The 13,651-nt window shown below is 29.8% G+C and carries 9 protein-coding genes; 4 read left to right on the top strand and 5 right to left on the bottom strand.

The window, feature by feature from the left end; genetic code table 11:
- Nucleotides 1–7: 7 nt before the first annotated feature.
- Together AABL81_RS01120 and AABL81_RS01115 are read right to left on the bottom strand one after the other, a co-directional pair.
- Nucleotides 8–583, bottom strand: coding sequence for a Crp/Fnr family transcriptional regulator (locus AABL81_RS01120; RefSeq protein ID WP_341340155.1), 576 nt, complete (start codon nt 581–583; stop codon nt 8–10).
- 486 nt (nt 584–1,069) lie between these two features.
- Nucleotides 1,070–1,906, bottom strand: a complete 837-nt coding sequence (locus tag AABL81_RS01115; RefSeq protein WP_158210626.1) for an RteC domain-containing protein — start codon at nt 1,904–1,906, stop codon at nt 1,070–1,072.
- Between the two features lie 857 nt (nt 1,907–2,763).
- Between AABL81_RS01115 and AABL81_RS01110 the strand changes: the two genes are divergently transcribed.
- The 4 genes from AABL81_RS01110 (at nt 2,764) to AABL81_RS01095 (ending at nt 6,091) form a co-directional block, all read left to right on the top strand.
- A complete protein-coding gene (locus AABL81_RS01110; RefSeq protein ID WP_341340154.1) occupies nt 2,764–3,534 on the top strand; it encodes a sensor histidine kinase in 771 nt (256 codons plus the stop codon).
- Nucleotides 3,524–4,168 (top strand): response regulator transcription factor, encoded by a 645-nt coding sequence (locus AABL81_RS01105; RefSeq protein WP_341340153.1) that lies wholly within the window; start codon nt 3,524–3,526, stop codon nt 4,166–4,168. The genes AABL81_RS01110 and AABL81_RS01105 overlap by 11 nt, the downstream gene beginning before the upstream one ends.
- Nucleotides 4,169–4,254: 86 nt before the next feature.
- Nucleotides 4,255–5,748, top strand: coding sequence for a DoxX family protein (locus tag AABL81_RS01100; RefSeq protein WP_341340152.1), 1,494 nt, complete (start codon nt 4,255–4,257; stop codon nt 5,746–5,748).
- Nucleotides 5,749–5,800: 52 nt separating this feature from the next.
- Entirely contained in the window at nt 5,801–6,091 is a 291-nt protein-coding gene (locus tag AABL81_RS01095) for a DUF6520 family protein (protein WP_341340151.1), read from the top strand.
- A 51-nt stretch (nt 6,092–6,142) separates the two neighbouring features.
- On the opposite strand, the gene AABL81_RS01090 is transcribed toward AABL81_RS01095, so the two are convergent.
- Genes AABL81_RS01090 through AABL81_RS01080 form a run of 3 tightly spaced genes read right to left on the bottom strand, consistent with a single transcriptional unit; the run spans nt 6,143 to nt 13,084 of the window.
- A complete protein-coding gene (locus AABL81_RS01090) occupies nt 6,143–8,572 on the bottom strand; it encodes an alpha/beta hydrolase family protein (RefSeq protein ID WP_341340150.1) in 2,430 nt (809 codons plus the stop codon).
- A 55-nt stretch (nt 8,573–8,627) separates the two neighbouring features.
- The gene (locus tag AABL81_RS01085) at nt 8,628–10,007 is read right to left on the bottom strand and encodes a RagB/SusD family nutrient uptake outer membrane protein (RefSeq protein WP_341340149.1); all 1,380 of its coding nucleotides are present in this window, start codon (nt 10,005–10,007) and stop codon (nt 8,628–8,630) included.
- A gap of 11 nt (nt 10,008–10,018) precedes the next feature.
- Nucleotides 10,019–13,084 (bottom strand): SusC/RagA family TonB-linked outer membrane protein, encoded by a 3,066-nt coding sequence (locus AABL81_RS01080; protein WP_341340148.1) that lies wholly within the window; start codon nt 13,082–13,084, stop codon nt 10,019–10,021.
- Between the last annotated feature and the right edge of the window lie 567 nt (nt 13,085–13,651).

Raw genomic sequence — 13,651 nt, 5'->3', positions numbered from 1 at the left:
GCAGTAATTACTCGTCGTCATCGTGAATCTTCTTCAACGATCTATTCAACGTGCGGGTTGTAATTCCAAGATAAGACGCCATATCCTCCTTAGAAATGACCACATTCTCTTTTTGTTGTAGTTCCAACAACTTCTCCAAAGCGTGTTCAACCGTATATAACTGTTGAAAAGAAGCACGTTGACTGGTGTTATACACACGTACCGCCTCAACCTCTAAAATCGTATTATTAAACGTAATATCTGTTTTCAGTAAATGCTCAAAAACCGATAGTGGAATAATATACGCATTCACAGGTGTAATTGCCTCCACTGAGCACAAGCAGTTCCTTTTACTCAAGTATTCAATCTCACCCATAATCTCACCCGTACTCAAAAACTCCGGAATATATTCCTTCCCATTTTCCTCTGTAATAAAGCACTTGGTAATACCGTCTTTAATCACGATAACTTTGGTAACCGCATCCCCTTGGTGCAGCATAATATCCTTTGGTTTATAAGGATGTAGGAGAATTTTATCATTGAAAACTTCCGTCTGAGCAAGCGACTCGATGTACGATAAAAAATCAATATTTATTCTTAACATTTTTTTATAGCATTAAGGACAAATGTCCTATGTGAGTGATGTAATTTTTGTGACTTTTGTAGTGTCAAAATTAGATAAATATCTCGAGAGTTGGAAAGCTTTAGAGGATTTTGTGTTTAGGTTATATTCATAATTTAATGTTGTGTTTTAGTTATCTAATTTTGATTTTTTTTTTTCAATTTATATTACAAGTGATAAAGTGTTTTTTTCAAAACAAAAAACGGGAGAGCAAGGTAAGTGGTGCTCTCCCGTTTTCGTTGGAAACGAAGAAAACGTAATTTTTGTTTTTCATTTTAGTTAAAAATGAAAGTGTGTGTTTAAAGAAACGGGAGATCGCAGTACATATCGGTCTCCCGTTTTTGTTTTATCCGCAACACTTTGGGTAAAAAGAGCATTCAGTATCCTTGTTTAAAATTATTTTGTAAAAGTCAAGAGATTGATACTTAATTTTAAGACTAATTATTTATTAAAAATAAATATATGTGTTCAGCCTTCTTTATCCATATATTCTTCTAATACTTTTTTTAATTTATCTAAATAACACGTTTTGGATTTAGCTCTATATTTCATTCTGTGAAAAGCATGATGTATATCTAAAGGTTTTATACCAAATAATTGTTGAAATAGGAGTGCAATTTTTCGTATCTCTCCTTTACCATTATTAATTGATCCTGAAAGATAAAGCGCATAGATAAGTTCTACCAGTGCATTTTGAGACTCAGACCAAACTAAATTAGATGATATAATATGATTGTTACTAATACTGTATTCTTGTATTTTCTCATGAAGATAATTTTGAAGGAGATCATGAGATAGGATTCTAGCTATCTTATAGTCATAATAAGTTGAAAACATAGCGTCTACTTCAAATATGAAGCTATTTAAACCAATAAGTAAATCCATTTTACCAAGAGTAAAGTACTCGATGTCTTTGTCTATGCGGTTTGCATTATAATATTTATAAAATTCATTGTGAGCAAAATACTTCTTATACTCAAGGTTTAATTCGTGCAGATGTTTATGATAGTATTTATTCTTAACAACAAAATCTATTGGACAACTTGTTTCTATTTTATAGAGCTTGTTATAATAGATTAGTTTTCCTAAAACTTGAGGTTTAATTACTTTAAAAAACTCTATTTCTTCTATTTGATTTAAAAATCCAGTTTGCAGTATTTCTTTTTTGAGTTTTACAAGTAGGAGTCTTAAAAAATGAATCATTTCATAGGTTTGTGAAATGGAAGTAGAATCATTTAAGTTTAGTTCAATTTCTTTTGATTCGATTTGTTTTAATACACTTGTGTAAAGAACATTTTGTGTCATAATTGTTGAATATTGGTTGGTTAATTATTGACACAGTTACTTGGGGAAAACCATCATTTAGTAGCTCTTTTAAAATAAAACAATCTATAGTTAAAATACAATACGTAAAAACACGGTAAATATGCGGTAAATATGCGGAAAACACGTATTGTTTATTGTTTTTAAATAGTGAATATTTACATAATTGACTTTTTTGTAATTAGTTTTATTTATATTAATAAAAAAAATGCTGTGAATGTTAAAAAACTCAAATTAGTATAGGTCTTGTGATTAATATATCAACATATAAGCTTAATCGTTATTTTGTAGGTATTGATAAGATTAGCGAGTTTTATAATAAAATGAAAATATTGGATTTCAAATTTCTCGAGTGTTAGATTTTTAAGCATTAAGAAAGAGGTCTTATATAGTCAATCAAAGAACAGAGATTTAATGTGTTGAATGACGTTTGAAGAATTAGTATATATCTATATATAATAAAAAAAGCCAACCAAGTCTATAAGGAAGGTAGATTTATAATGTTCATATATTTAACTCTGTATAGTAGGTCTTTTTTTATTAATTATGTTTATTAGTAAAAAGAAATCATTTACGCAAAAAAGAACAATTAATTATTTTATTAAGGTTTTGATTGAGAGGTTTCTATGAATGAGCGTATAGTTAGTTCAGTTTTTTTTCGTCTTTGTTTATTATGTGGTGTGTTTTAGGTATTAGTCGGCTATTTTTCATGATAAGAACAATGTTTTTACTTTTATGCTATTTGGTTATACCTACAATAACGATACCAATTTTAATGATTATTGCTTAGTAAATAGTATAAGTAAATGAGATTCTTAAAATCATATTATTAATTAAATATGGAAAATAAAATAAAACTACTCTTTTGGCTTGAGATTTTTATTATGATTGCTCTTGTTATTACTGTGATTATCCTTGTGATTGTTTATCAGAAGAATTTAAACAAGTATCGCAATAATCAGTTAAAACAACAACTTAGAAATAATTTAATAGTAAAGCATAAAGAAAGGGCAAGAATAGCTAAGGAGCTACACAATGGACTTTGTGGAGATTTAGCTGCTTTAAAAAATTATGTTAGTGTTATAGAACTTAGTCAAGACAAGGATTTGATAAAGTCTACAATTTCAGATATCCAAGAAAGTGTTTTATTGTGTTATGACGAAGCTTTAAGAGTGAGTTATAATCTTTCTCCTGTTTTGATTAAAGATAATCCAATTAGCATTATACTAAGTAATTATCTAACTAGGATATCCAGAGCAACCAATATAAGTATGTTTTTTAAATGTGATAAACAAACATTTTCTTTAAGTGAGTTAGTTAGGTTAGAACTCTATAGAATAGTACAGGAGTTAATCCAAAATATTATTAAACATAGTATGGCAACTTATACGGTCTTAGAACTTAAATGGGTGGATAATCAGTTAATATTATCTATAATTGATGATGGTATAAAGTATGATTTTAATGCTGATTTAAAAGGACAGGATGTTGGCTTGGGGCTTAGTAATATTAAAACAAGAGTACAGCAGATTAAGGCAGACTTTATTTATCAGCGACAAAAAGAAGTAAATGTTGTCAAATTAAAAATAAAGAATAAATATGAAAATTAAAGTTGGAATAGTAGATGATCACAAACTTTTTAGAACAAGTTTTGGTTTGCTTTTGTCTCAATTGGACACATTAAAAGTGGTACTTCAGTGTTCTAATGGTATAGAGTTATTAGAGATTTTAAAAAATAAAATGGTAGATATTTTATTTTTAGATATTCAAGTGCCTATTATGGATGGTTTTGAGATAGCTTTTAAACTCAATGAGAGTTATCCAAACATTAAAATACTTGTTCTTAGTAGCTTTAATGATCCTTATACTATAGAGAGAATGCTTAAATATAATATAGCGGGATATCTAACAAAGAATGCAGGATTGTCTCAGATTAAAAAAGCTATTTACAATGTATATGAGGATGGAGTGTATTATGATAGTCAAATAAGGAGTATAGTAAAACACTTGCAAGATGCTGATTACAAAAAGGATGCTGGTTTAACTCACAAGGAGATAGAGATTATTAAGTTATTTGTAAAGCAGTATAGTGGAAGACAAATAGCAGAAAAGCTTCATCTAAGTGTTAGAACTGTGGAGAAGCACAAAGAGATTATTATGCAAAAAACAAAAGCCAATAACTTTATTGGAGCTATTGCTTATGCTATTATTCGACACTATATAACAGAAGACGATCTTCTTTAGAAGATAAACTACTAAAGTTACGTAAAAACACGTATTGTTTTGATAATTAGGTGTTTGTATTTTTGGATATCCCAAAATGCAATACCATGAAAGCCAAGTATGTCCTTATTGTACGTTATTTTGTTATGCTACTTTTTGTTTATGCAGCAATAAGTAAACTAATCACATTTGAAGAGTTTCAAGTTCAACTGACTCAGTCTCCATTATTAAGTGCTTATGCTACTATTATAGCTTATTTGGTTATTATTGTTGAAGTTGTTATTGCTTTACTTTTATCATTAAAGCAGACCAAAACTTTAGGATTATATTTTAGTTATGGATTAATGGTAGCTTTTACCATTTACATCTACCTTATATTAAACTACAGTGATTTTATTCCTTGTTCTTGTGGAGGCATACTTGAAAAGATGGGATGGACAGAGCATCTTTGGTTTAATATCATCGTCTGTATTTTGGGGTTATTAGCTATTTACTTTCAAGAAAATGATAAAGAGAATAATAAAAAAAACAAAAAGCGTTTTATTATATCTTCTATATTACTAACTATACTAAGCATAGGTATTGTTATTTTGCTTTTTCTTTCTTCAGAACACATTATTAAAAAAGAAAATCCCTTTATAAGAAGGTATTTACCTCATGGAGTAATAGAGGATGAAACTCTTGATTTACAAGTTAACTCTTTCTACTTTTCAGGTTACTATAATGACACTATATATTTGGGTAATTATACCGCTCCACTTCGATATATATCAATTGATCAACAATTTCAAAGACAAGATTTTCAGATACAGATTGACTCTCTAAAACTTCCCTATACTCAATTAAAATTCAAAACAAAGTACCCTTATTTTTACGTAGCTGACGGGACTATTTCTATAGTATTTAAAGGAAGACTAGATAATCAAAATAAGCAACAACCTACAGAAATACTAAGTTACAAAGAGGCTTACTTTTCAGACTTTACTCCAATAGATTCCACTACTATTGCCTTTAAAGGGCAAAGTAGTAAAAACTATCAAAATGTACTAGGTATAATAAATCAACAAAGTACCACTAAAGTAAAACTCAATTCTGATTTACTACAAAGTGATTCAGATGGAGTTTTTGACACAGATGGAATACTAAGTTATAGTAAAGAAAAACAACAATTAATATACACATACTATTATAAAAATCAGTTTATTCAAACGGATCAAAAACTAAATCTACTAAACATACAAAACACTATAGATAGGACTAAAACCCAAAGTATCGCTTCAGCTAAATTATCAACAGGAGAAAACAAAATGACTTCTCCTGTAAAAGCTATTAATTCAAAAGTTATCGCTCATCGCAATCTCTTGTTTATAGTATCAAATTCAATGGGACAAAATGAGTCCCAAGAGATGTGGAAACAAGCCAGTATTGTAGATGTGTATGACTTTATAAATAACAGTTATGTTGGAAGCTTTTACATCAACCACCTAGGGGAAGATAAGCTATCTGATTTAATTGTTACAGACCATTATCTCTATGGTCTATTTGACAAGAACCTTGTTCGTTACAAACTGGCCAGATCGCTAACAAGCAAGTTTCAGTAAGGTTTAGCTCAACCTTAAAAAAGCTAACTAACAAAATAAAAACATTAAAGTCATGAGAAAATTTTTAAAATCAGCAGGTTTGCCAATCGGAGTATTCGCACTTGCTATCGGTAGTGCATTTGCAACAAATGCAATGAAAAATGTTGATCCAAATGAGCGTGAGGGCTACTATCTTGATGAAAATGCTCCTGTCGTTTGTATGAACTCAGAGCAGAATTGTTCAGTAATTAATAGTGGAATTCTTTGTACTTGGACAGATGAGAATGATCCATTAGAGAAGGAACATGCTTTATTTGAATTAGAAGGAACAACTTGTAGTAAACCACTTTATCAAAGACAATAAGTACTAATTTGTCATAATAAAGAGAGACGCCTAAAAAGCGTCTCTTTCTATTTAATTTAATCCTTGATTAATCCATGTATGATCTTTATTGTCCTTTAAGAAGTAATCAAACCAGTCTAGAACTCTTTTATTTATATCTAATGCTGATTCTTTACCTAATATAGCATGTCCATCTTTTTTATAGAATAATGCGATTTGCTTTTTGTTATATCTTTTAAGTGCAATATAAAAATGTCTAGTGTTTTCCCATGGTACATTTTCATCTAAATATCCAGTATAGGATAATAGGGGAGTATTTACTTGATCAGCAAAGAGAATTGGATTGTTTTTCAAGTATATTTCTCGTACATCTTTTAGTGAATTTTTTATACCATATTGTCCATTTTCATATTTCCAATAGGAAGGATTTGGAAAATTGTAATTATAGGAATTATAATCCCATATAATATCACTTACAGCAACGCCACTTATAGCTGTTTTAAACAAGTTAGTTTGTGTAATGATAAAGTTAACTAAATACCCACCGTAGGAGTTACCTATAATCCCAAGGTTTTCTGTATCTATAGCTGGTTCAATTGCACTTACAGCTTTGATGGCTCGTGTAACACAATCAACAGCTGAAACACCAGGGCCGTCTTCTTCCGAAATATGGGTGTCAGGTAAGAAAACAAAGTAGTTTTTCAAGCCCATTGATGTTGTATTATATCCCTTACTTTCAGTGTCTGATGGAGGGGTATAGTAATTATGTAGAAATGATTGTTCTTGATATACACTTGTAATCATCGGATATTTTCGGTCTTTTTGAAACTCTTTAGGATAATATAGAATACCTTTTAAAGGAGTTCCATTTTTATCTTTATACGCTATTATTTTCTGTTGTTTCCAATTGTATAAGTTCTTCGGTGTTTTGTTTTGTAGTAAGGTATCAATCTTAAAAAGATTAGAAATGAAAACGGTAGTAGGTAGGTTGAAATTCTCTTGGGTGAACATAAACCTTTTATAATCATTGCTTGCTTGTACATCTGTTATTTTATTAGATGTATTACTATGAATGATGCTTAATTTATTTTTAGTCAGTAGATATAGATTAGAGCTATTGGTATTTTTATCTTTATCTTTCTGTATAAAAACAACAGGTTCATTCTGTTTTATAATTATAGGACTGATATCTTGTAAAGGCATATTAACATACCCTGTAGCATTTAGTATACTTATTTCATTTTTAGTTTTAAAGTTGGTTAGATTCGAAACGTTTTGAGTCTCTATATTATATAACCATATATTTCCATGATTAATTACATAAAGCATTTCATTGTTTTTTGACCAATAAATTTGAGCACTTTCAGAAAATGTATCTAATAGTATTGTCCTATCTTTTTCAATATCATAAAGTTTCCAAGTGGTGTTTTTTTTATAGACAATATGAGTACCCTTAGGAGAGAATGAAAGATGATTACTAGGCCAAGAAATAGACTGATCTAGTTCTTTTGTTTGTTGTGTATTAATATCAAAAATACTAAGCTTTATGTTCGGCTTGTAAGTTGAGTAATTGTTGGTTTGTGCTGTTTCGTATAGGAGTAATTTAGTAGGGGAGTTAATATATAAAAAGTCCTTATTTTCTTTAAACGAAATTAATTGTAAAGCCTTCGTAGAATGGTTGTATAAATAGACTTCTTTATAGCTATTTTGCACAGATTCATCGAATCCTTTTTTGTTTAAGTATTGATCATTTCCATTCCAAATATCTAAGTATGTAGCGAAAGAGTTAACAGACTTTTGTTCAATAACTCTTATAAAAAGGGCATCTCCATTATAGGGTAGTACTGTTTGAAAAAGCACAACTTTTGCTTCACTTTGTGGAAGTTTAATAGGAGTAGCTTGAAGTGATTTGGTATTGATATAAATGGCTTCTTGTTTTTTAGTAACAACTAAACATGTATCTGCTTCTACTTGCCATTTAACTTCTTGAATTTCATCATCAAGATCTATTATTTTGTCTACTCTTAAATTATCTAAATCATAAAGGTATAGGGCGTTGTTTTTTAATAAGAGTAATTGATTTTTCTCAGTATTTAGAAAATAATTGTCAACACCACTAATAGTATTAATAGATTGAAGAATGTTCTTTGACTGTTTTATTTTTACAAGAGTTAGTGTCTTGTTTTTACTTAGATATACTAACTGGCTTGAAACATCTAAGAGGTTGTACTTGTTTACATCAGAGATTATGCTATTTTCAAGAGTATTTAAATTCTTTATATTTAAGGTACTGTTTTTAAAAGTGAATAGATAATTTTTTATAAATTCATGCTTAGCAAGCTTGATTAAAGGAGATTGTAACTTAGTTTTAGTATTGATTAGGTAAATAGAGTCTGTTTTGTTTTTATTTTTTGAAGCTATAATCGCCCAATTTCCATTAGATGAAAATTGAGTGCTTTTTAAAGTATATTCATTTTTATAATTGACAATAGTATCTCTCATAGTGCTTGAAAAAACAATGTGAGAGATTAGTATTAGACAGCATAGTATTAGTTTTTTAATAACCATAGTTTTGTGGTTTAAGATTTTTGTTTATTTCTAATTCACTCTCTGGGTAAGGAAATAAGGTGTGTTTTTGTTCCCAGTTTACTTTGTTTACTGCAAGAGTAGAAAGCATATTATTTCTTTTTAGATCAAGGAAGCGATGCCCGTGTTCTGTAAAGAATTCTTTTCTACTTTCTTGTAGCATCATCTTTATAAAATCATCTTTGCTTATTTTCTGATTAATAGGATCAAGATTAGCTCTTTGTCTTATCTTGTTTAAATAAGCAAGGGCTTCATCTATTTTATCTTGATACGCTAATGCTTCTATTAAGACAAAATGTGCTTCTTCGATTCTAAATATGATAGAGTATTCATTGGTATTATTTTCTATGTTTTTATACTTATAAGGAGCGTACCATGTTTGATTGTTTTTTGTGATAGTTGTAATCCATTTTTGTTTGCGTAAGTCTTTACTCTCAAAATCACGTATTATTGATTCTGATAATGATTGCGTAGTAGGAGGAGATGTAGCGATATAATAATTTCTAGCTTCATAGGTCATTTCTCCAGGTGAGTTGGGACTTAATTGCCACAGTGTGCTCATAGCATCTTTTTTGAATACTCTGTCTAGATTTTCTTCAATCTTATACAAAGGGTTTTCTACTACTTTAGTTGCATAATTAAATGCTTGGGTATAATCTTTTTGTAATAGATAATTTTTAGCTAAAAGCAATTCTGCGACACTCTTATTAGGGTAAATACGTTCTTTATTGTCATATGTGTAAGTAAGACCTGATAAGGCTTTTAATAGATCACTCTCAACAAAACTTAAGACTTGTTGATAGTTACTTTTACTAGCAATTGTATTTTGTTTATAGTCTGTGGTTGTGATATAGGGAATATCTCCAAATAATTGCGTGAGATATTGATATAACAATGCTCGAAGTAAATATGCTTGTGAAAGAAGTTCTTCTTTTTGTTTAGTTTCTATATAAGGGCTTGCATTCAAGCCTTCTATAAAGGCATTGATTGAATAGATAGTTTCATATGTATTTCTCCATAAAGAGCTAATAGTACTGTTAGAAGAAAGTAAAGTATTATTGTTGATTTCATATATACCAGAAGCAGAATTAGGTTGAGCATAACTTACTAGATCATCTGTATATAACCCCAATGCATTTCCCATACCGCTACTATTACCAGTAAATAAAGACTTCTGTCTTATTGAAACGTAGATATTGGATAAAGCGGCTTTTGTTGTGTGATATTCTTTAAATACATCTTCAGTATTTATTTGATCATTAGGCAAATCTATATCAATCATACTCTCACAAGAAATAAGTGATATTGTGAATAAGAGTAATGTGTAGAATTTATAAATATGATTTTTCATAGTTCTTAGAATTAAAAAGTTAGTTGCATACCAAAGGCATAGGTTTTTAAAGGAGGTAATCTATTTTGCAAAGACTCAGGATCAAGGCCAAAGTAGTTAGTATAAGTCCATAGATTCTGTCCTTGAATATATATAACAAGTGATTCTATCTTAGCTTTAGGAAGTTTAAGGCTATAAGAGAAAGAAACATTCTTTAATCTTATATATGAGGCATCACTTATAGCTCTATCACTTTGTCCGATATAAGTTGAAAGTGAATTCAATTCTTTGTTACCTCCTGCTGTAGGATAAGTGTATTGAGCATTTGGATTTTCAGGACTCCATAAGTCTAATAGCTCAATAGGAAGATTCTTTAAGAAACCAATAGTTGAATAAGAATTCAAATAATTATAACCTCGTTGTTTTACAAATTGAAATAAAAAGTCTAAACTGAAATTTTTATAAGTTAACGTGTTTTGTAACCCTCCAAAATAAGTTGTTCCTTGTTCTACTACATATTGTTTGTCTTCACTTGCGGTTATTTTTCCATCTTTATTGTAATCAGTAAACTTGTATAAACCAGTTTGAGAGTCTATACCTTCATAGTAATATGTTTTTTTAATATTAGTAGGTTTACCAACTATATATTGATTTGCGTAGGCAGAGTTTTCAAGACCAGGGAAAGAGACAAGTTTATTTTTGGGAAATGAAATATTAAAATTAGTGGTCCATTTCCAATCAAACTGGTCAATATTAATGGTATTTAATGTTAGTTCCCATCCTGTATTTTTAATTGTAGCTGGTAGATTGTCTTGTATGGTATAAAAGCCAGTTGTAGCTGCTAATGGTATACCAACTAATTGATTTGAAGATCTATTTTTATACCACGCAATAGTTGAGTTAATTCTATTATTTAAAAGCGTTAATTCTAAAGCAGTTTCTAGTTTAACTGTTTTTTCCCAACTAAAATTAGGATTATGTAATCTAGAAGGGAAAAGCCCAACAATTCCATCATATGATGTATTGGTAAGAGAGTATGTGTCTAAATATTGATAATCCCCAATATTATCACTACCACTACTTCCATAACTCGCACGTAGTTTTCCCAAATTTAACCATGAGATATCTTTTAGTATTGACTCATTTGAAAATAACCAAGCAGCACCAATTGCTCCAAAGTTGCCGAATTTATTATTTTCCCCAAAACGAGAAGAACCATCTCTTCTTGCTGTTAGGTTTAAGATATATTTATTGTCATAGTTATAATTTAATCTACCAAATACAGCAACATACTTATATTGATAATCATTGGTTTGTTGGATATTTTTAACTTTCGCTGCGTTTATATTTGATATTAGAGCATTGGAAGTAAAATTACTTGCATTAATAGATAAACTATTTCTTTTAGTTGATTGAAATGTACTACCCACTAGTATGTTTATCCGATGTTTTTGAAATGTTTTTAACCATGACAATTGTGGTTCTATTACATATGAAAATGAGTTATTAGTTGCTTTTTGAGCAGAGGATTTCTCACTTGTATACCCCAATGCAGGATTATATATTGTATGGGGTGTTAGGGTAGTCTCATCAAAGTTTGTTGAGGTTATCCCTGTGTTTAACTTTATGTATGTATTTGAGAAGATATTGTAACTAATATTGTTGTTTAAAATTAGATTTTTAGTATTATAATTATATGTTGCATCTTTTTGTGCAAGAGGATTAACAAAGGTTCCATTTTGCCAATTAGTTTTACCATCTTGATCATATAACTCAGGTGAGTTAGGAGCAAGAGATAAAGCTGCTTGTGTTAGATCTTTTTGCAAAAGATTATTTTTTTGAATAGCATAATTTGTGGATACATTTACATCTAATCGGTTGTCTTTACTCTTGTAATTATAAGAGGCAAGAAAAGTATTTCTAGTATATCCATCATTGGTAGGAAAAACAGTTGTTTGTTTATTATGATTAGCTGTAATTAGGAAAGAAGACAACTGAGACCCACCAGATATTCCTAACTGAATATTATTAGTCAATGCTGTATTTCCAATAAGTTCTTTCTGCCAATCTGTATACCTATTCTTATCCCATGTTCCATTAAGGTCATAAGCAATTGTAGGATATTGTGTTACTTTGTCATTTACATAAGCTTGTTCTCTTAGTTTGATGAACTGCTCGGTGTTTAGTAACTTCATTTTACTTGCTACTTTGCTAAATGAAGTAGAAGAAGACATTGTTAAAGAAGTTTTGTCTTTATTACCCTTCTTAGTTGTAATTAAAATAACCCCATTAGCTCCTTTTGAGCCATATATAGCAGTAGCATCAGCGTCTTTTAAAATCTCTATACTTTCTATATCATCTGGAGCTATAGAGTTTAAAGGATTGATATTTGAATAAGGAATAATAGAGGCTGATAAGTTACTTGATCCCATATTATCTGATAATAGTGGTACGCCATCTACAATGTAAAGGGGTAAGTTACCATCGTAAAGACTATTTGTTGCAGTACGCAAACTATTTCTACCACGTATTTGTATATCAAATCCTCCTCCGGGAACTCCTGAGTTTTGCGTTATACTAACTCCTGCCATTCTTCCTTGTATAGCTTGTAAAGGATTAGTTACTGGCTGAAATTCAATATCTTTAGCAGTCACACGAGCAATACTTCCCGTGCGCTCACGATCCTTAACGCTGTAATACCCTGCATTAACTACAATCTCATCAAGTGTGCTACTATCTTCACTAAGGGTAATATTAAGAACATTACCCTTAGTGTAGACAATAGACTGATCTTTATAACCCATCATTGAAAAGGTTATCTTGTCACCAGAAGAAATATCTATGGTATATTTTCCATTTAAATCTGTTGTAACTACTGTAGTCCCAACTGTCACTATAACACCTCCAAGAGCACCAAAGGAATCCTTTACTGTTCCTGAGAGTTTTATAGTTGTTTTTTGTTTTGTATCTTGTAATGTATTAGACACATTTAAAAACAAGTTCTTATCATTTGATACGGCATAAATAGGGTAAATAGTAAAGCTACTTAAAAGCAGAACTATCCCATAACCAGCAATGGTTGTAAATAGAGTTTTCATAATGTTTATAGTTGATTTTGATATATGCTTTTAAATCATTAAGATTCTTATTGCCGTAGTACTTAATAAGCTTATATCAAAAGGTTAGTTAATAGGTATTCATATTATTTTATAAAAACTATCCCCAAGCTCTAAAGCACGTCTCCCAAAATGCAAACTAGAGCAAAGGGATAGTCATGGACTGTTAGCATTACTTAAAACTCCCTTTAAGCAATACTTTTTGTTGTTTTTTAAAGTGCCTACTAAGTACTATACCTGTATTAAATAACTTAAGTATAGCTTTTTAGCAAGCTTTTTTTCTCCATAATTAAAATGTTTTAAAAATTGATTAATAAATAGTTCAGTGAAAAACTTTTCATAGCATTTTTATAACTAACTAAAAAACCTTGCCTTATAATTGAATGGATGAATAATTTAACTTGTATGAATTATAAGGCAATAAATGTCCTGTACGCATCTAAAAACTGTTTTTAGACATAGCGTAAAATGTGTTATAACTCTAACTAAATAGATAATAGGGTAGCCATCTAACATTAAAGAGTTAATGTCAAATCAATCTACAGCGAT

It is taken from the genome of Myroides sp. C1519 (assembly GCF_038039755.1).
Classification (GTDB): Bacteria; Bacteroidota; Bacteroidia; order Flavobacteriales; family Flavobacteriaceae; genus Flavobacterium; species Flavobacterium phaeum_A.
This window is presented reverse-complemented; position numbering and strand designations above follow the sequence as displayed.

Excerpts from the sequence above, each read along its gene's own strand:
- AABL81_RS01120 (WP_341340155.1), bottom strand. The coding sequence starts at position 583 with ATGTTAAGAATAAATATTGATTTTTTATCGTACATCGAGTCGCTTGCT.
- AABL81_RS01080 (WP_341340148.1), bottom strand. The coding sequence starts at position 13,084 with ATGAAAACTCTATTTACAACCATTGCTGGTTATGGGATAGTTCTGCTT.
- AABL81_RS01110 (WP_341340154.1), top strand. The coding sequence starts at position 2,764 with ATGGAAAATAAAATAAAACTACTCTTTTGGCTTGAGATTTTTATTATG.
- AABL81_RS01105 (WP_341340153.1), top strand. The coding sequence starts at position 3,524 with ATGAAAATTAAAGTTGGAATAGTAGATGATCACAAACTTTTTAGAACA.
- AABL81_RS01085 (WP_341340149.1), bottom strand. The coding sequence starts at position 10,007 with ATGAAAAATCATATTTATAAATTCTACACATTACTCTTATTCACAATA.
- AABL81_RS01115 (WP_158210626.1), bottom strand. The coding sequence starts at position 1,906 with ATGACACAAAATGTTCTTTACACAAGTGTATTAAAACAAATCGAATCA.
- AABL81_RS01090 (WP_341340150.1), bottom strand. The coding sequence starts at position 8,572 with ATGAGAGATACTATTGTCAATTATAAAAATGAATATACTTTAAAAAGC.
- AABL81_RS01095 (WP_341340151.1), top strand. The coding sequence starts at position 5,801 with ATGAGAAAATTTTTAAAATCAGCAGGTTTGCCAATCGGAGTATTCGCA.
- AABL81_RS01100 (WP_341340152.1), top strand. The coding sequence starts at position 4,255 with ATGAAAGCCAAGTATGTCCTTATTGTACGTTATTTTGTTATGCTACTT.